This window comes from Pseudactinotalea sp. Z1748 (assembly GCF_049725185.1).
GTDB lineage: Bacteria > Actinomycetota > Actinomycetes > Actinomycetales > Beutenbergiaceae > CALKWS01.
The window spans coordinates 712,578-730,910 of record NZ_JBMPQB010000001.1; the positions used below are offsets into that span (position 1 = coordinate 712,578).

Annotated in this window: 18 protein-coding genes; 2 read left to right on the plus strand and 16 right to left on the minus strand. The window is 71.2% G+C overall.

Annotated features, from left to right (window positions below):
• Window positions 1-29 precede the first annotated feature (29 nt).
• From ACO0LU_RS03360 to ACO0LU_RS03425, 14 genes are all read right to left on the minus strand, one after another.
• Window positions 30-1,418 (minus strand): MFS transporter, encoded by a 1,389-nt coding sequence (locus ACO0LU_RS03360; RefSeq protein WP_424790001.1) that lies wholly within the window; start codon window positions 1,416-1,418, stop codon window positions 30-32.
• 54 nt (window positions 1,419-1,472) lie between these two features.
• Window positions 1,473-2,765 carry an FAD-binding protein gene (locus tag ACO0LU_RS03365; RefSeq protein WP_424790002.1) on the minus strand — a complete coding sequence of 431 codons (1,293 nt, stop codon included), beginning with the start codon at window positions 2,763-2,765 and terminating at the stop codon, window positions 1,473-1,475.
• Window positions 2,762-3,322, minus strand: a complete 561-nt coding sequence (locus ACO0LU_RS03370) for a hypothetical protein (RefSeq protein WP_424790003.1) — start codon at window positions 3,320-3,322, stop codon at window positions 2,762-2,764. Before ACO0LU_RS03370 ends, ACO0LU_RS03365 begins: the two co-directional genes overlap by 4 nt.
• Window positions 3,322-4,803: a DUF58 domain-containing protein gene (locus ACO0LU_RS03375; protein ID WP_424790004.1), complete on the minus strand. Its 1,482-nt coding sequence runs from the start codon at window positions 4,801-4,803 to the stop codon at window positions 3,322-3,324. Before ACO0LU_RS03375 ends, ACO0LU_RS03370 begins: the two co-directional genes overlap by 1 nt.
• On the minus strand, window positions 4,800-5,804 hold the full coding sequence (locus ACO0LU_RS03380) for an AAA family ATPase (protein ID WP_424790005.1): 1,005 nt from the start codon (window positions 5,802-5,804) through the stop codon (window positions 4,800-4,802). The genes ACO0LU_RS03375 and ACO0LU_RS03380 overlap by 4 nt, the downstream gene beginning before the upstream one ends.
• Window positions 5,801-6,319, minus strand: coding sequence for a hypothetical protein (locus tag ACO0LU_RS03385; RefSeq protein WP_424790006.1), 519 nt, complete (start codon window positions 6,317-6,319; stop codon window positions 5,801-5,803). The genes ACO0LU_RS03380 and ACO0LU_RS03385 overlap by 4 nt, the downstream gene beginning before the upstream one ends.
• Window positions 6,316-7,047 (minus strand): DUF4129 domain-containing protein, encoded by a 732-nt coding sequence (locus tag ACO0LU_RS03390; RefSeq protein WP_424790007.1) that lies wholly within the window; start codon window positions 7,045-7,047, stop codon window positions 6,316-6,318. The genes ACO0LU_RS03385 and ACO0LU_RS03390 overlap by 4 nt, the downstream gene beginning before the upstream one ends.
• 102 nt (window positions 7,048-7,149) lie before the next feature.
• The gene (locus ACO0LU_RS03395) at window positions 7,150-7,644 is read right to left on the minus strand and encodes a dihydrofolate reductase (RefSeq protein ID WP_424790008.1); all 495 of its coding nucleotides are present in this window, start codon (window positions 7,642-7,644) and stop codon (window positions 7,150-7,152) included.
• A 39-nt stretch (window positions 7,645-7,683) separates the two neighbouring features.
• The gene (locus ACO0LU_RS03400; RefSeq protein ID WP_424790009.1) at window positions 7,684-8,481 is read right to left on the minus strand and encodes a thymidylate synthase; all 798 of its coding nucleotides are present in this window, start codon (window positions 8,479-8,481) and stop codon (window positions 7,684-7,686) included.
• 5 nt (window positions 8,482-8,486) lie between these two features.
• Window positions 8,487-9,230, minus strand: a complete 744-nt coding sequence (locus ACO0LU_RS03405; protein WP_424790010.1) for a hypothetical protein — start codon at window positions 9,228-9,230, stop codon at window positions 8,487-8,489.
• 5 nt (window positions 9,231-9,235) lie between these two features.
• Window positions 9,236-9,658, minus strand: coding sequence for an OsmC family protein (locus tag ACO0LU_RS03410; protein WP_424790011.1), 423 nt, complete (start codon window positions 9,656-9,658; stop codon window positions 9,236-9,238).
• Window positions 9,655-10,803, minus strand: a complete 1,149-nt coding sequence (locus tag ACO0LU_RS03415; RefSeq protein WP_424790012.1) for a hypothetical protein — start codon at window positions 10,801-10,803, stop codon at window positions 9,655-9,657. Before ACO0LU_RS03415 ends, ACO0LU_RS03410 begins: the two co-directional genes overlap by 4 nt.
• A 249-nt stretch (window positions 10,804-11,052) precedes the next feature.
• On the minus strand, window positions 11,053-11,811 hold the full coding sequence (locus tag ACO0LU_RS03420; RefSeq protein WP_424790013.1) for an NUDIX hydrolase: 759 nt from the start codon (window positions 11,809-11,811) through the stop codon (window positions 11,053-11,055).
• Window positions 11,812-11,814: 3 nt separating this feature from the next.
• Complete coding sequence (locus ACO0LU_RS03425) at window positions 11,815-12,312, minus strand: DUF2505 domain-containing protein (RefSeq protein ID WP_424790014.1); 498 nt, start codon at window positions 12,310-12,312, stop codon at window positions 11,815-11,817.
• A gap of 85 nt (window positions 12,313-12,397) precedes the next feature.
• Between ACO0LU_RS03425 and ACO0LU_RS03430 the strand changes: the two genes are divergently transcribed.
• The gene (locus ACO0LU_RS03430; RefSeq protein WP_424790015.1) at window positions 12,398-13,855 is read left to right on the plus strand and encodes a sensor histidine kinase; all 1,458 of its coding nucleotides are present in this window, start codon (window positions 12,398-12,400) and stop codon (window positions 13,853-13,855) included.
• Window positions 13,856-13,985: 130 nt separating this feature from the next.
• Here the strand turns inward: ACO0LU_RS03430 and ACO0LU_RS03435 are convergent, their stop codons facing one another.
• Window positions 13,986-14,234 carry a WhiB family transcriptional regulator gene (locus ACO0LU_RS03435; RefSeq protein WP_424787560.1) on the minus strand — a complete coding sequence of 83 codons (249 nt, stop codon included), beginning with the start codon at window positions 14,232-14,234 and terminating at the stop codon, window positions 13,986-13,988.
• 267 nt (window positions 14,235-14,501) lie between these two features.
• Here ACO0LU_RS03435 and ACO0LU_RS03440 point away from each other — a divergent pair, with 267 nt between their 5' ends.
• Window positions 14,502-14,915: a hypothetical protein gene (locus tag ACO0LU_RS03440; protein ID WP_424790016.1), complete on the plus strand. Its 414-nt coding sequence runs from the start codon at window positions 14,502-14,504 to the stop codon at window positions 14,913-14,915.
• Here ACO0LU_RS03440 and ACO0LU_RS03445 read toward each other — a convergent pair.
• Window positions 14,912-18,313: an FtsK/SpoIIIE domain-containing protein gene (locus ACO0LU_RS03445; RefSeq protein WP_424790017.1), complete on the minus strand. Its 3,402-nt coding sequence runs from the start codon at window positions 18,311-18,313 to the stop codon at window positions 14,912-14,914. The genes ACO0LU_RS03440 and ACO0LU_RS03445 overlap by 4 nt on opposite strands.
• Between the last annotated feature and the right edge of the window lie 20 nt (window positions 18,314-18,333).

Below are 18,333 nucleotides of genomic sequence, written 5' to 3' on the forward strand. Positions count from 1 at the left end.
TCGCCGCAGGTCCGGGACGGTCCGGCGCCTCAGCGCTCCTGCAGCTCCTTGCCCGTCCACTCCGGCAGGAACAGTGCCGCTACCCCGGCCAGCACGAAGAAGAAGGCGAACACCCCGAACGCCAGCGGGGCACCACCGATCGAGATGAACACCGGGGTGGACAGCGGTGCAAGGATCGCTGCGACCCGCCCGAACGCCGCGGCGCTCCCGGACCCGGTGCCCCGCATCCGGGTCGGGTAGATCTCCGGCGTCACCGCATACAGCGCACCCCAGGCACCCAGGTTGAACGCCGACATCGCCATCCCGGCGGCGATGATTGTCGCCACCGTATCCGCTTGGCCGAAGAGCAGCGCGGCGACCGCCGACAGACCTAGGAACGAGGCCAGCGTGGCTCGCCGTCCCCACTTCTCGATCAGGATCGCCGCCACCGCGTACCCGGGCAGCTGGGCCAGGGTGATGATCAGGGTGTACTCGAAGGACTGGACCAGGTCATACCCCTGCTGTACCAGCAGCGTGGGCAGCCAGATGAACGCTCCGTAGTAGGAGAAGTTCACCCCGAACCAGGCCAACCAGATCGCGATGGTACGCCGGCGCAGGCGCGGTGACCACAACTCCCGCCAGTTCGGCGGCGGCGCGGGATCTCCCACCGGTGGGGAGGGGGCCGCCGGGGTAGCAGTGGAGGCCTCGAAGTAGCGCACCGACCTCTCCGCCTCCTCCTCCCGGCCGCGTTGTTCCAGGAAACGCACCGACTCCGGCAGCGCGTAGCGCACCACGAGGGCGTAGGCCGCCGGGGCCATCCCGATCACGAAGGCCCAACGCCACCCGGTGCCGGGGTTGACCACGAAGTACCCGATCACCGCGGCGGCCAGCCACCCCACCGCCCAGAACGCCTCCAGGATCACGATCATCCGGCCCCGGATCCGCTTCGGTGCGTACTCACTCACCAAGGTGGAGGCCACCGGCAGTTCGGCGCCCAGACCCAGACCGATGATGAAGCGCAGCACGATGAGCATCACCAGGCCGGTGGACAGCGCCGCCGCCCCGGTGGCCAGCCCGTAGATCAACAGCGTCAGCGCGAACACCTGCCGGCGCCCGATCCGGTCCGCGAGCAACCCGCCCAGGCTGGCGCCCACCGCCATCCCGACGAACCCGATCGAGGCCACCACCGAGAGTTCGGTGCTGGTCAGGTTCCAGGCGATGCCCAGGGCGGCCATGATGAACGAGATCAGCGCCACGTCCATCGCATCCAGCGCCCAGCCGATCCCCGAACCGACCAGCAGGCGCCCGTGGGCCCGGCCGAACGGGAGACGGTCCAAGCGCTGGGCGCGGGTCATCGTCCCCGCGGAGCCGGCGTCGGCGGGCGCACCAGGACCGTCACCATGGACGGCTGGGTTGGGACTGGTGTTCTGATCGTTCATCCGAACTCTCCTGCGGACACGTGCGGGCGGCCCCGGTACGGGACCCCGTCGAGACTAGCGCCCGGCGCCGGTGCCCCCGAGGACCCAGGTGTCCAGGAACGCATTGCGGAAGCACCCGTCCGGATCGTACCGGGCCGCGAGGTCGCGAAAACGCCCCAGCATCGGGTAGCGGCGGGCCAGTCGCAGCGGATCGGTGCGGAACCACTTGGCCCAGTGCGGACGGGCATCGAAGGGGGCCAGCACCTCATCGATCACCGGCAGTACCGCCGCCACCGCCACCGGATCCATGTCCATCGTGAAGTGCACGCTGATGCTCGGGCGCCGGTAGGCGGGGGAGAGCCACAAGTCATCGGCGGCGATCGTGCGCACCTCACCGATGTGCAGCAGCGGCCCGACCCGCTCGCGCAGAGTGCTCGACCCACGTAAGGCATCCAGCGCCGGGATCGCCAGGTAGCGCGGGAGCACGTACTCGACCTGGATCTCCGCGCCGGAGGAGGGGGTGAACCCCATTCGGAAGTGCGGCAGCCGCTCGTGCCACGGCCCGGCCACCCCCTGCTGCGGGGTGCACACGCGCGCGTCGGCCGAGCGCACCGGGTGCTGGTCGGCCGACGCCGCATAGGCGCCCAGCACGCCGGGGGAGGCGCCGCCGTCGGGCCCATCGGCACGGCGCTTCACCCAGACCGAATCGACCGAGTCGGCCAGCCAGGAGGGGAACAGGCTGACCGAGGTCCCCAGCGCGGTGAGGGCGTCGAAGTCCTCCAGCACCAACTCCCAGGGCACGTCGTTGAAGACCCACTGGCGCACCCGGTACGCCGGCTCGATCCGCATCGTGACGCGCGTGGTCACCCCCAACGCGCCCAGGCTCACCACCGCGCCGTCGAAGTCCGGCTCGCCCCGGGCGATCCGGTGCACCTGCCCCTGGGCGTCGATGAATTCCAGCCCGACGACGGCGGCAGCCAGGCTCCCAACCCCGTCGCCGGAGCCATGAGTCCCGGTGGCGATCGCCCCGGCTACCGAGATGTGTGGCAGTGAGGCCATCGCGTGCAGCGCGAAACCGGCCCGGTCCAGCGCCTCGGCGAGATCGCCGTAGGTGACCGCTGCGCTCACCGTGACAGTCCCTGCTCGCTCGTCGATCTCGAACTGCGGCTCCAGCCCGGCCAGGCTGATCAGGTCACCGGGGGAGTCGGGCAGGGCGTTGAAGGAGTGCCGCGTGCCCAGGGCGCGGATCCTCGGCGCTGCGGCGATGATCCGCCGGGCCTGGTCGAGGCTGGTCGGGCGGTGCAGGACGCGGGCGCCGAACACGTGGCTACCCGCCCAGTTGATCCCCGGGCTGGTGTGCGCGCTCATGTCAGGCTGCGCAGTGCGCGCACCATGACCGCGGTGAGACCCACCAGCACCGCCACGACCACGACGGCGATCCAGACCACCGAGTCCCCGCCCCGCGGCAGCGCCAGGGCCAGGTGCATGAACGTCTGCGCGATGACCTGTAGCACCAGGAACGGCCATCCCACCCGCGCCAACACCCGCAGTTCCACCACCGCGTCCCAACTCACCCCGCCGACCACACGCGAGAGCACCAGGAACCCGTGCACGCAGAACACCACGACGGTCGAGTCGAGCGCCGTGGGCTCCCCGACCATCAACCCCCAGCCGAGGAACGCGGCCACCCCTACCGGCAACCCGTAGCCCGGCCAGAACGCCACGGTCAGCGAGACCAGGATCATCAGCACCATCGTGACGACCGAGCTCGCGACCAGCACGCTCGCGCTCACCGCCAGCAGCAGTGCCCCGAGGCGCAGCGCCCAGGCCGCCACAGCCGGCCCCAGATGCAGCCGCATCGCCGGCGGTCGCTGCTCGGGCAGGCTCGCCTCGGCCCGGCGCGCCCAGTTCGATACCCGCCCCATCAGCGACCACCCCGCTGCACCGTCGAGGCGACCATGAGGGCCTCCTCGGGGTTCATGGCGGTGCCGTGCCCGTCCGGGTCGCCCACCCAGTGGACCACGTCGATGCCCTGCCGGCGCAGGTCGGCCAGCCGCAACCCGCGCTCCAGCCGGATCAGTTGGAAAGAGGTGGCAGCGTAGGGATCCAACCGTGCGGTGTTGAGCGCGGGGAGCACGTCCACGGCGATCACCCGGTGCCCCTGGGAGCGCCACAGGGTGGCCACGGCACTGGCCTCGTCGTCCAGGAAGGTGGAGAAGATCACCGCCAGCGCGCCGGAGGGCAGTCTCGGGGAACGCTGGCGTGGCTGCGGGCTGCCCTCAGGGGCGATCCGGGCCAGGCGCTGGGTGATCCGTTCGAGGTGCGCCCCGCCCGCGGCAGGGGCCACCGGGCGTCGTCGCCTACCCAGGTCGTCCAGCCCCACCCGGTCCCCGCCCTTCAGGTAGAACTGGGCCACCGACGTCGCGGCCTCCCGCGCCAGGTCCACCGAGGTCGCGTGCGTCATCCTGGCCGGGGTGCCGCCGGACCACGTGTCCACGTCCGGGCCGACGTCGTCGCGGGAGTCCACCACCAGCATCACCGTGGCATCGGCGCTGGCCAGCGTGCGCCGCACGTACAGCGCGCCCAGCTTCTGGGTGCGCGGGTCCAACGAGCGACGCACGGTGGTGCGCCAGTCGATCCGGCGCAGCCGGTCCCCGGGGGTGAACTCGTGGATGTCGTGCAGTTCCATGCCCTCGCCCACGCGGCGTGAGGTGTGCGGTCCCACCAGCCCTTGAAGGCGGAACGGCAGCGGCATGCGCCGCAGCGGACGGGCCGGCGGGCGCACCATCATCGGCACCGGGCCGGCCGGGGGGCAGTGCGAGGCGAGCAGTTCATCGTGGCTGGTGGCGATGTAGTCCACCCGGAAGCACTCCAGGACCCCGGTGCGGGCGGTTTCCAGGGACATGCCGATGGAGCGGTCCGGCTCCGCCGCGACCACCGCCTCGGTGGTGCGATAGCCATTGGTGGCCACCCGCATCCGGACCACCGAGGTGCCCGGCGGGGAGCGCAGGGTCAGGGTGGCACCGACCGTGCCCGGTTCGGCGGTGCCGGGCGCGGCCCCGGGAGCCGTGCCGGCGCCCGGGGACAGGCCCGGCCGCAACTGTGCCTGCACGTCCTGGCGGGGTTGGGAGAACCACGCCCACGCCGTCCCGAGCACCATCGGCAGGGCGAGCGCGGCAAGGTCCGGCCGGGACGTCGCGACGCCCAGCACCAGCAGCACCATCCCCAGACCCCCGGTCAGCACCGCCGAGGTGCCCGGCACCCAGACGGTCGCCGCATCGCCCGGCCCGGCTGAGCCGGCCGCCCCGCTCGAGCCGCCCGGCCCATCAGAGCGGGCCCGGGCCGGCTCGGCAGAGGTCGGTTGCGCCGTCGTCGGCCCCGCACCCGGTGAGTGCGCGGAATTCACGACGAAGCGCCGACCGGGGCCGCGGCGCGCGCTGTGGCCGGGGTGGGGACCTCCTCGAGCAGACGCACCACGATCTGGTCGGCCGAGGCCCCCGCAGCCCACGCCGCGGGGGTGAGCACCAACCGGTGCGCCAGCGCCGGCACGGCCACGTCCTTGACGTCCTCCGGGGTGACGAACTCGCGTCCGTCCAGGACCGCCCGGGCCCGGGCCAGCAGCACCAGCGCCTGGGAGCCGCGCGGGGAGGCCCCGACCTCCACAGTGCTCAGTTCCCGGGTCGCCCCGGCCAGCCGCACGCAGTAGTCCAGGATGTCGGCGTCCACATCCACCGCCTCCACCCCGGCCTGCATGGCCAGCAGCGTCGTGTCGTCGACGACCTGGTCCACCTCGGCCCACTCGGTGCGCCGGACGATCCGGCGGGCCAGCACATCGGCCTCCTGGGTCGCATCGGGGTAGCCGACGGACAGTCGGACCATGAACCGGTCCAACTGGGCCTCGGGCAGGGGATAGGTCCCCTCGTACTCCACCGGGTTGGCCGTGGCCAGCACGTGGAAGGGCGCGGGGAGCTTGTGCGAGGTGCCCTCCACACTGACCTGGCGCTCGGCCATCGCCTCCAGCAGTGCCGACTGGGTCTTGGGCGCGGTGCGGTTGATCTCATCGGCCAGGAACAGCCCGGTGAACACCGGCCCGGGGCGGAAGGTGAACTCGGTGGCCGCCGGATCGAACACGTAGGAGCCGGTGATATCGGCCGGGAGTAGGTCCGGGGTGCACTGCAACCGCCGAAAGTCCAGACCGAGCGCGCCGGCCAGGGCACGGGCCGCGAGCGTCTTGCCCAGCCCGGGTACGTCCTCGAACAACACGTGCCCACCGGCCAGGATCGCCGCCAACGCGGTGCGCAGCGGCTGGGTCATACCGACGACGACGTCGGCCACCTGATCCAGGACGTCATTGCCCAGCCGGGATACCTCCGGCACAGGGAGCGGGGTGGGAACGGGTGTGGTCATGCCAGGCCCTTTCTGAGGTCGAGTCGTTCGAAAGCGGTCAGGTAGTGGCGCATCCGGCCGGCGTCCACGGGGGTGGCGCGCGGGTCGTCGAGGAATGCCACGACCTCCTCACCCAGCACCTGGCGGGCCCGCTCGCGCCCCGGTCCGGACTCGAGATCCACACCGGCGTGGCGGCAGGCGCGCACTCCCGCTGAGTGCAGGCGACGCACGGCGGGTTCGCGCAGCGTGGTGCGGTTGCCGTAGATCGCCCAACTCAGGGTGGAGACCTCCCGCCGGGCGCCGTCGCGGCTCTGGTAGGGCAACCGACGGAAGCGCACGACGGCGGGGACCCCGCTGATCGGGATGGCGGCGGAGATCAGGAGCAGGCTCACGCCGAGCAGGACGGAGTGCCGCCCGCTGAGGCCGATCCAGTACAGCAGGACGGATAGTGCCACCGCGATCGATGCGGTGATGATCATCCACCGCCGGGACTGCTGGGTCGGGGTCCGGACCGGTTCGGACGTCGCGACGCTCATAGCCGCACCCGGTCCCAACTGCGGGCCAGCGCCTCGAGGTGGGTGACTGCCTCGTTCTGCTCGGCCGGACTCATCGGCTCGGTGCCGAACCGGGCGCGGTGGTACAGGCTGAGCAGGCCGGTGGTGGCCTCCGGGTCGGCCTCCGTGCGGGTCAGGACCGCCACGGTCAGGTCGGTCGGGGTGTCCGCGGGGCGGCGGCTCATCCCGGACTGGGCCGCGGCGTCCTCCAGGGCCAACCAGGCCCGGATGATCGCATCGGTGGGGTCGGCTGCCCGGCGCACCTCCTCCCGCGCACTGGTGGCCGCCGCGGTCAGGATGGGGATCTGGTCCTCGGGCGCGACCTCGGCGTCCACCTGCAGGTCGCTGCGCCCCACGTCGGGCGTGAGCGACCTGCGATAACGCACGAACAACCAAATGGCGATCGCGGCCGCGGCCACGGCCACGAGGATCACCAGTCCCAGGAGCAACTGCCCCCAGATCGGGCTGATCTCGATGGGCTCGGCGTCGGTGGGGGGCTCGAACGTCTCGTCCTCGGACTCTTCATAGGACTGCTCCTGGGGTGGGGGGCCTTCCTGGTCCGGCTCCGGTGCGGAGACCTCGAACTCGCGCGCATCCATCTCCCAGGTTCCGATGGAAGGGGCGGTCAGGATCGCCAGACCCAGGAGCAGGGCCACCAGGGCAGTGGGCGCCAGCGGCGGTACACGGTGTTGCCGTTCGCGCTCGTTCACCATTGATTTCCTCCCCGGAGCACTCTAACCGTTCGCCGGGGCCACCTCACCCTTCCAGGATCTCGAGCGGCACGGCTCGGCCGCGCCCCGGTGCGCCCCGCCCTACGCCCCGGGCGCAGCCCGCTCGAATCGCAGAATCCGGAACCGAGGGCCGGACTCACTTGCTCGCCACGGCCCGGTCTCGACCACCTGCCAGGGCGGAGTGATCGGCGGGGCGAAGACGTCGCCGTCGACCTCCAGGTCGATCTCGGTGACGACCAGCACATCAGCCAGGTCCATCCCCTGGGCGTAGACCTGGCCGCCCCCACAGATCCACGCCTCGCTCTCGCGCACCAGCGCCGCTGCCGTGGGAAGGTCCCGGACCACCTCGGCGCCGGGTGCGTCGTAGTCCTCCTGGCGGGTCAACACGATATTGCGCCGGCCCGGCAGCGGCCGGAACCGCAGGGGGAGCGATTCCCACTGCCGCCGACCCATGATCACCGGGTGTCCGTGCGTGGTTGCCTTGAAGTGCGCCATATCCTCCGGCAGGTGCCACGGCAGATCGTTGGCGCGCCCGATCACCCGGTCATGGGCCTGCGCCCAGATCATTCCCAGCATGTCAACGTCCCTCCCAGAGCATCGTCCCGGCGGGACGACTCAGACCGCGATCGGCGCCTTGATGCCGGGGTGGTGCTGGTACCCGGTCACCTCGACGTCCTCGAAGCGGTAGGAGAAGAGGTCGTCGGCCTTGCGCAGCTCCAACTGCGGGAACTCGAACGGCTCGCGCGTCAACTGTTCGCGCACCTGCTCGGTGTGGTTGGCATAGATGTGGCAGTCGCCGCCGGTCCAGATGAACTCGCCCAGTTCCAGACCCACCTGTTGGGCCACCATCTGGGTGAGCAGGGCGTAGGAGGCGATGTTGAACGGCACGCCCAGGAACAGGTCGGCGCTGCGCTGGTACAACTGGCACGACAACTTCCCGTCGGCCACGTAGAACTGGAAGAACGCGTGGCACGGCGCCAGCGCCATGGCATCCAGGTCGGCCACGTTCCAGGCCGAGACGATGATCCGGCGCGAGTCCGGGTCGGAGCGGAGTTGTTCCAGAACACCGGTGATCTGATCGATATGACCGCCGTCGGGCGTGGGCCACGAACGCCACTGGACGCCGTAGACGGGGCCGAGCTCGCCGTCGTCGTCGGCCCACTCGTCCCAGATCCGCACCCCGTTCCGGCGCAGGTAGGCGATGTTGGAGTCCCCCCGCAGGAACCACAGCAACTCGTGCACGATCGATTTCAGGTGCACTCGCTTGGTGGTGATCAGCGGGAAGGCCTGCGCGAGGTCGTAGCGCAACTGGTGCCCGAACCGGGACAACGTCCCGGTGCCGGTGCGGTCGGACTTGACCGTACCGGCTCGCAACACCAGATCCAGCAGGTCCTCGTACTGTCTGTCCGCCATGGGACTCATCGTAGGCCGGGCTCGTCCGCTCCCGGCCCAGGCGCCCTGGCGGTGCCGAGCGCGCGCGGCGCTGGTTGGGTGATCAGTTTGGGGGTAGCGCCGATCTCGCGGGTGAACTCCATGGGTGGCGGTCCGAACGCTGAGTCGATGCCACGGATCATCGACTTGCCCATCACCCGCCCGCCGGTGTACCCCACCACCGCGCCGACACCGAAGGGCAGCAACCGGCCGAGCATGATCGAACCGGCCTTGGCCGTGCTGGTGGCGATCACCCGTTTGCGGAGCGTGCGGTTCACGGCCTTGACGGTGCCCAGCGGAACCCGCGTCATCAGTGCCCTGCCCCAGGTCACACTGGTGACTCCGATCTGCTCCTGGAGCAGTTCCGGACCCTTCGGGCCGAGCAGGGCGGTCAGCAGCACGGCTTTGCGGCGCGGGACGTCCTCGACGTCGATCCCGTGCACATCCGCCACCCCCAGCGCGAGCACGCCCGAGGCGCCCAGGAACGCCGCCACCTGCCCGGAGGTGATCAACAGGGCCGCACCGGTACCTAGCGCGGGCACCGCAGCCACCGCACCGACCGCGCCGCCGGACCCGCCGACCGCCAGCAGGTATCGCCTGTGCAGGAGGGCCAGGATCTGCTCCGGAGACGCCTGGGGGTTCTTCATGCGGATGTCATCGACGTAGGAGTGCACCCGCGCCGAGGGGATCGTGACCGCGGTGTTGAGGAGATCATCCAGCCGGCTCGGCATCGATCTCACCCCTCGGAGGTGACCCGGAGCGTCTGGGACATCCCCTTGTCCAGGGTGCGCCCCACCGTGCAGCCGCGGTCGACGGCCTTGTGCACCAGGTCGATCAATGTGGCGCGCTCGTCCTCATCCAGGGCCTCCATGTTCACCACGATCTCCACATCACCGCGGCTGTACCGGTTCTGGCCCGCCACGGCCGTGGTCTGCACGCCGACGTAGGCGTCGAAATCGTCACCGAGGGCGCGGGCCAGGGCCCGGTCGGCGCTCATCAGGTTGCACGCGGCCAACCCCATCGCGAACAGGTCCGAGGGGGTGAAGGTGCCGTCGGCTCCCCGCGGACCGATCTTCACCTCGGCTCCGGTGGAACTGCGCCCGGTGTAGGTGTTGGTGCCGGTGCGCTCGGCCCATAGCGCGCTCTGCGAAGTGTTCATGTGCCGATGGTGACACGATCCGTGGGACTTGGCCCACCTGGAACCGGCTCGCCCAACTCGGCCAGGATCTGCAGGTATCGCACCCGGTGGGTGTTCACATCCGTCATCTTGGTGGCGATGTCGGAGATGAAGTCCTCCCGGTAGATCGAATCGGTCAGTACCGAGACCGCGTAGTACAGTCCGGTGAACATCGCCATCGCCACCGAGACCCGCAGGTGCGTCTGGGTGATCACGAGCCGCTCGTCGCCGAAGACGATCTGGTACTGCCAGCCGCCGTCCTCGATCCGCCACAACTCCTGCAGCGTCGGGGTGACGGTCAGCACACCGAGGGCGAAGAAGAACAGCCCGACGCCCAGGCTGATCACCACCACCTGGAGCAACTGGTTCGAGGCGACCATCACCGCCACGTTCACCAACTGGGCCCGGGACAGTCTGGGCAACCGATCGGCCTGCGGGGTGTTCCGCTTCGCCAGGCGCAGGATCTGTGCGGTCTCGGCGCGCAGCCGGATCCGAAGGATGAGCAGGATCAGCACGGCGAAGAAGACCACGAGCGCCACATCCGAGGCCCCGGGGCTGTGGTGGAAGAGCTGCCAGACCTCCGAGGAGTAGAACAGGGCCATCGAGAAGATCAGCAGCAACGGCAGGAAGCGCACCAGGCGTAGCAGCGAGGCTCCGAGTTCGGTGCCCACCCGGCTGGCGCCCCACCACAGGGTTGCGGCCAGCCCGTACCGCACCACCAGTCTGATCAGGCCGAGCAGGAGCAGATTGGACCCGGCGATCATCAATCCCGCTCGCCATTGCCCACCGGAGAGGAACACCAGCAGCGCCGGAGCCAGCACGAAGAACGCCAATTCGGCCTTACCCACGCTCTGCGGCAGCGTCGACCAGGGGCGCCCCCGGGCCACGTTCAGCCCGGCATAGCCCAGGAAGAGGCCGAGCAGCACCAGCAGGATCGCGGTGGTGTTGAGCCACCAGGGCCAATCGAGCCGTGCTGCGACCGACATCTCGAACAGCAGCACCGCGACCAGCACCGGGGCGGAGCGGCCGAACACGTCACGGCGAGCCGAGTGATCGTGCACCAGCAACGGCAGCCCGTAACGACGGAACGTGCGCTCACACGCGGCACGCTCCTGCTTCAGCGTCATGGCGGCAAGCGTACTCACCGTGCCGTTGCGCCAGACTGGGGTGGTGACGATCCCGTCGCCACGGCGCCGACCCATCGTCGCTCTGTGCTCCTCGACGTGCTGTCCCGGGCCGGGCTGGCCGTGCCCCGCACGAGCCTGGAGCCTGGAGGGCTGGGAGGCCAAGATGTGCCCGGCTCTGAGGCCGGGAGGGCCCGGTCGCCGGGGCCGCCGGTTCGCGTCCCGGGCGCCGGCCCTGCCCGTCCCCGATGTTCAAGCCTGTTCCCGAGCGCCGGAGAGGTCGTCACTGCCGTCCCGTGGGATCGACTCGGCGCCGCGCCCACGCGCCTCCGCTACCGGCATCAGGTACCGGTTGCCCGGATCCCACGGCCGGGTCCAGCCCAACTGGGTGAAGAGGTGGTCGAGCAGATTCCCGGTGAACCCCCACACCCATCCCACCGGGAGCCGGAACCCCACCGAGGTGAACCTGGTCAACCCGGCTACCTGGACCGAACGGCGCCGCTGCGGGTCCAGCAGACCGGCTACCGGGACGCGCAGCGCATGCAGGACCTCACCGGGTTGGGCCCGCTCGAACCCGGAGGCCTCGGTCCAGGCCAGCACCGGATGCACCACGAACGAACTGACCGGTACCAGCGCCGGCGGCAATTCACCGATCACCTCTGCCCGGTCCGGATGCAGGCCGATCTCCTCGTGGGTCTCCCGCAGGGCGGCGGTGACGACATCCTCCCCGGGCTCGATCCGCCCACCCGGCAGGGAGATCTGCCCGGGGTGGTCCCGCAGTGCGGTGGAGCGCTGGACCAGGAACAGATCGGCCGCGGGAGCCGACACCTCAGCCCCCGGTACCTCCTCGGACTCCTGCGCCGGTGCCAGCAGTACCAGCACCGCGGCCCGTCGGAACCCGCGGGCACTCTCGGGATCGAACCGGTGCGGGCCCGGCCAGGGCGGAAACCGGCGTGCCAGGTTCTGGCGGTGCAGGTGCGCCAGACCGTCCCGTGCCGGATGTGGGCTCACAGGTCACGACCTGCCAAGGCGCTCCAGTCCCACCGCGTACTCGGCCTCCAGCACGCGCTGTACGGCCTGCACCACCGCCTTCTCCACCGCCGGACCCACCAGGGGGATCGGTGCGCTGACCTCGCCCTCGTACCGGACCCGGGTCGTCTCGGCGTCCCCGGACAGCCTCGTGCGGGCCGTGCACCGCGCCGGTGCACCGGTGATGTCTATGCTCACGGTGGCGGTGCGCCCGGCCTCGGCATCTGCCGGGCCCCAGGCCTGCACCATCTTCAGTTCGATCGTTGAGCCGACCAGTGAGCGCATGGAGTGGGGGATGGTGTCGGTGGGCATCCGGCGCGTAGCCGAGACGATGAAGGCGCCGTCCTCACTGTGGGCCACCTCGTGCCGCGCGGACACCGCACCGGAGGCGCGGGCGCTGTCACGCAGGTAGTCCTCGTCACCGAGCATCCGGGCCACACGGGCCGGATCGGCGGGGTAGTCGTGCGTGACCTCGAAGCGCATGGGACCACGATACCCGCGGCCCGTCCGGTCACCAGGTGTGCACGGTCGGTGCCGATGCTGGAAGTAGGGTGGTCCGGTGTCCACGATGAGTGCATTGATCGCCCGCATGAGCGACCTCGGAGCGCAGGACGTCGAGTGGCTGCACCTGTTGGTCGCCGACTGGCAGGTGATCTCCGATCTGGGTTTCGCCGATCTGGTGCTCTGGCTTCCCACCAAGGACGACGACGTGGTCGCGATCGCCCACGCCCGCCCGTCCACCGGGGCTACGGTCCATCACGACGACGTGGTGGGCCAGTCGGCCCCGCCCGGCCTGCGCACCATGCTCCTGGCCGCCGCGCAGTCCAAGACGCAGTCCCGGTTGCGCGAAGCGCGCTGGGAGGGTTCGTTCGCGATCCGGGAGGAGGCGATCCCGGTGGTGCGCGGTGGGCGCACTCTGGCCGTCGTCGCCCGGCAGACCTACCTGGGTGGCAACCGCACCCCGTCGCGGCTGGAGTTGAACTACGTCGAGTCCGCCGATGAGTTGTGCGCCATGATCGCCCGTGGCGAGTTCCCGCTCGCCCACGCCGCTACCGGTCCGCGCCGGGGCGCTCCACGGGTGGGTGATGGCCTGGTCCGCCTGAACGCCGAGGGCGAGACGCTGTACGCGAGCCCGAACGCGGTCAGCGCGCTGCACCGGCTCGGCGTGACCGATGAGATCGTGGGCGTGTCGATGGCGGAGGTCATCACCCCGCTGATCGAGGAGTCCTCCCCGGTGGATGAGTCGCTGCCGCTGGTGGTGATGGGCCGGGCCGCCTGGCGCACCGAGGTCGAGGCGCGCGGGGTATCGCTGTCCCTTCGCGCGTTGCCGATCACCGAACACGGGGAACGGACCGGGGCGGTCCTGCTGATCCGGGACGTCTCGGAATTGCGGCGCCAGGAACGCGAACTGCTGACCAAGGACGCCACCATCCGCGAGATTCACCACCGGGTGAAGAACAATCTCCAAACAGTGGCGGCTCTGCTGCGACTCCAGGCACGCCGCACCGGTTCGAGCGAGGCACGCACCGCGCTGGAGGAGGCCATGCGCCGCGTCGCGACGATCGCGACGGTGCATGAGGCGCTGTCGCAGACCATCGATGAGGCGGTCGACTTCGACGCGGTGTTCGGACGCACGTTGCGGATGGCCGCCGATGTGGCCTCCGGTGAGGCCCGGGTGGTCACCGAACGCACCGGGGAGTTCGGCCGGGTGCCGGCCACCGACGCCAGCGCGCTGGCGGTGGTGCTGACCGAACTGGTCACCAACGCCGTCGAGCACGGACTGGCGGGCCAGAACGGGACGGTTCGGATCGACGCCAGGCGTGAGGGCAACCAGTTGCGGGTGCGGGTCAGCGACGACGGCGTGGGCATGGACGCCGAGCAGGCAGCCGACGGGCTGGGAACGCAGATCGTGCGGACGTTGGTGGCCACCGAGCTCGACGGCTCGATCGAGTGGGAACCTCTCGATGGCGGGGGCACCTCGGTGACGTTGAGGGCCACGTTGGCCGACGTCCGCGATGCCGGCTGATCGAGAAGCCCCCGTTCCGGCGAAGAAAAACAACCATGGTTGGAAAAGCCGGTTGGCAGAGACGTAAGAAAAAGCCGGCCGGATCCCTGTCGAGATCCGGCCGGCTCGTCCTGTCAGGTGTGGAGTCGGCTCAACCCGCGCGCCGTGCACGAGCGGTGCGACGCTTCAGCGCCCGGCGCTCGTCCTCGGACATCCCGCCCCAGACTCCAGCGTCCTGGCCGGATTCCATCGCCCACTTCAAGCAGGTGTCGATAACGTCGCAGCGCCGGCAGACGCCCTTGGCCTCCTCGATCTGAACGAGAGCGGGCCCGGTGTTCCCGATCGGGAAGAAGAGTTCGGGGTCCTCGTTCAGACAGGCAGCCTGATTACGCCAATCCATCTGTGGTGCACTCCTTGGTAGGCATGACGATCAACGCGGTGACAGCCTGAGGCTGTGCTCGACGACCGCTGAGCGGGTGTGCGGGAAGCGTTGATCGGCTCGGTAAAAAGTCCTTCTTTAGGTTCACACGACACGTGATGTTTCACAAGGGGTAGCCCGTAGCTTTCCACCGCACCGTCATGAGACATCCCTCACATTCCACGGAATGAGAAGACGCCGAATCCGGGCGCAGGCCCGGCCAGGGTAGGCCCGCATTAGGGTGGGGCCATGCCCGAGAAGTCACCGTCTACGCGTCCGGTTCTGCTGACGGTGGCCTTGGTTCTGGTCGGGCTGCAGGTGCTCGGCCTGATCGTGCTGGCGGTCGGCGGCCTGGGCGGTGTGCTCGGTGCCGCCAGCCTTGAGCAGGTCACGATCGTCACACTCGCGGTGGTGTTGTTGGGGCTGGCCCTGCTGGTCGGAGCCGCCGGTTGGGGGTTGTGGCAGGGCAAGCGGTGGGGCCGCGGGCCCGTGATCACCTGGCAGTTGCTGCTGCTGGCGGTGGGCGTCAGTGGTCTGGGGGGCCAGCAGTGGTGGGCCACCGTGATACCGATCGTGATGTCGCTGGTGATCATTGCCGGGGTGCTGGTGCCATCCTCCCGCGCGGCGACCGATCGCGGGGGCCGCCCCGATGCGGTGCTCTAACCCGCCTCGAACCCCTCGGGGTGGGCCACCTGCACCGGAACCACCCGTGGACCATCCACCAGCACGCCGCGCCCCGGCACCGGGTCGGGGTCCAGCCGGCTCCGGATGTCCACGCCGGTCAGATGTGTGCTGACCGGTCCGAGCGCCACCACGACGTCGGCTTCACGCAGGCGGGCCGCCAGGTCGTGGTAGGTGCTCAGTAGCCGGTCCGGGTGGGCTGCTCCGATGACGACGCGGGTCCGGTCGGCCAGGTGCGTGAGGGTCTGGGCGACCTGGGCGGGCGTGAGCCGGTCGACGTCGTCGATCAGCAGCACGTCGGTGCGCTGAGTTACCTGCGCGCCGATCGTGGACAGCGTGGTGCTGCGGCCGCTACCGGGCATACCGGCGATCAACCAGGTGGCCCCGGGCGGCAGGTCGGCACCCACCCAAGCGGCTTCGTCACCGCCGATCCCCAGCCAGAGCCGCTCAGGCTGGGCCGGGGTGGCAGGACGATCGGTCAGCGCCACCTCATCCGGCAGCGGGCGCAGGCGCAGGACCGGCACGACCGGTGAAGGCCACGCCCCGGCGCCGGCATCCTCCGGGAGCGCCACCTGGCACACCACCGCGGTGCGGGGGGTCAGGAGTACCCCACGCCCCGGTGGCCAGCCGCTGCCGGTGAGATCCTTGGGCACCCCGGCCAGCGCGGCGTCGGCCGGATCGCGGGGAGCCAGCACCAGGTGCTGGTCCACCTGGGCGGCCCAGCGGTGCGCCGGTGCCGGGGCGGTGAGCACCGTCGACAGACCCCTGCGGCGCGCCCGGCGCAGTAGCGTGGCGATCAGGTCGGTGCCCGCACCGGCACCGGCGACCGCATCGAGCGCGCCGGCCCAGGCGTCGACGTCGTCGATCACCAGCATCTCGGCGCCGCGGCGGCCGGCCAGCAGGTTCAGCAGCCGCCCGGCCCGGCGCACATCGACACCGGCGCACCATGTTCCGGCCGCTGGCGCGGTATCGGGGAGGAGGGGGTCCTCGGCGAGCACATGAACGGGCACGCCCCGGCGCAGCGCGAGGCCGGCCAGCGTCGCCGCGGCGGTGGACCGGCCCGAACCGGGTGGTCCGCTGATCACGATGCTGGCAGGCAGGTCCAGTGTGCCCACGCCCAGACGCTGCTCCACGGGCAGATCGGTGCGCAGCCAGCCCTGCGCCGGGTCCGCCGGCAACTCGGTGACCGTGAGGGACTCCGGCAATGGCGGTGCCCAGGGTGGTGGGAGATCCGCTCGCCACGGCTCGGTCCTGATCAGGTCCTCGGCAGCGGACCGGATGGCCTCCACCAGACTCCGCACCGCAGCGGTATCCCCACCCCAGGCGGACTGGAAGGTGGTGGTGGTCTCGGTGCGCAGGATCGCTCGTCCCGGTACCGCCGGCAGCCGGGCCGCGGCCGTCATGCCGATGGTGTCGGTGGAGTCGGCCTCCTCCAGGACACGCAGGCACAGCCGGGCGGTCAGGTTCGCGCGCATGTCGGGGCTGATCGCTCCGGCAGGGCGCTGGGTGGCCAGGACCAGATGGATCCCCAGGGACCGCCCCTGAGCAGCCAGACGGACCAGGTCGTCCAGATGCTCGGGATGATCATCGGACATCGCGCGGAACTCATCGACGATCACCATCAGCCGTGGCAGCCGCCCGCCGCCGCCCCCGCCGTCGGGACGGCCGCGCTGGTACTCGGCCAGGTTCGTCGCGCCCGCCCGGGCCAGGATCTGTTCGCGCCGGAGCAGTTCGGCGCGCAGACTGGCCAGCGCCCGCGAGGTGGCCGGCCCGTCCAGGTCGGTGAGGACCCCCAGCACCTGTGGCAACGGGGTGATCGGGGCGAACGTGGCGCCGCCCTTGTAGTCCACCAGCAGGAACGACAGGTCTCCTGGTGGGTACCGCGCTGCCAGCGCCAGCACCCAGGAGAGCAGCAGTTCGGACTTGCCCGACCCGGTGGTGCCGGCCACCACCGCATGCGGACCCTCGCGGACCAGGTCGAGGGGCACCGGGCCGTTGCCGTCGTGACCGATGACGGCGGCCAGACCGGTGTCGGCGCTGCGCCACCGCTGCCCGATGTCGGTGGCGGTATGCGGGCCGATCAGTCCGGCCAGCGGTGCCACCCGGGGAATGGCCGCCACCGGGGGTGCGCCGGCGGCCAGCACCGAGCACACGGCAGCCGCCCACCGGGAGGAGACCCGGCGGTCGTGACCGGGCCGCACCTGGATGATCCGGGCGCACCACGGCGGCACCTGCCCCAGGTGCCGGGCCAGCACCAGGTGCGCCGCCGCGGCGTCGGCTCCGCCTGCGGCGTCCTCGGCCTCCAGCACCCGGAGCACGCGGGCAGGATCATCACCGCTGTCCGGTAGCGCCGTGGCCCAGGCCCACCCAGCGGGCACCTCGGTCCGCCAGCGGCCGGGCGGGGACCGCACCACGAGTTGGCAAAGCAGGTAGCGGGCCAGGGAGTCGCACTCCGCTCGGCCGCCCACCAGGGCCACGCCGGCGCCATCGGCCGGGACCGGCAGGCAACCAGCCCGGCGGGTTCCTGACCGGCCCCCGTGGGCGGGCACCGCCGGCAGACTCGCGTCCGCGGTGCCGAGGTCCCATCCCGCCTCCTCGGCCGGGCCCTGGGCCGGGGTGGGGACGAGGCTCCCGCGCTGGGCGGCCACGATGAGCGCGGCCGGGTCATCAGTGCGTGAACCCCCGGTCAACTCGTCCGGGCCGGTTGAGCCCTGCGGGCCGGCCGGGCCGGAACGAGGGGGTGGACCCGGGTCCTGCTGGTGCCGGTGCCGCCGCCGGTTCAGGCCCGGCCAGGCAAGGGCGAGCCCCATCGGGATCAGCATCAACGGCAGCAGCCGCCAGAGGCCGGCACCGCCGGCCAACAGCACGGGCACCATCCCGACGCTCATCAGCAGGGGCAGCACCATTCCCGGCGTAGCCGGCTCCACGGAGCCGGCCGGTGCGCGGCCGGGTTCGGCAGCGCGCAACGAGGGGTGCGGACGGATCTGCAGGGTGCTGGCGCCCACGTGCAGCAGGTCCCCGGCCCGCACCCGGCGCCAGCGGCCGGTGACGCGCCGGCTGCGCCGCCGCCATCGCAAGCCCGTGCCGGCACCGCCCGGGGCCGACTGTGCCCGCCGGCGCCCTCGGGCCGGGCGCCACCGTGAGCCGTTGGCGCTGTCCAGGTCCCGGACCTGGATCCGTCCGCTGCGGTGCCGCACGTGCAGGTGATTGCGGGACAGGTGCGCATCACCCAGTCGCAGCCCCGCATCCGCACCGCGGCCCACGGTGACTCCCCGACTGTCCAGGCCGGCGACCCAGCCGGCATCGGGACCGGCGATCACGGCGACGTGCACGTGGGTGCGCATCGCCCCGCGGACCCGGGTTGCGTCGTCCTCGGCCATGCCCCTCAGCCTGCGCGGGT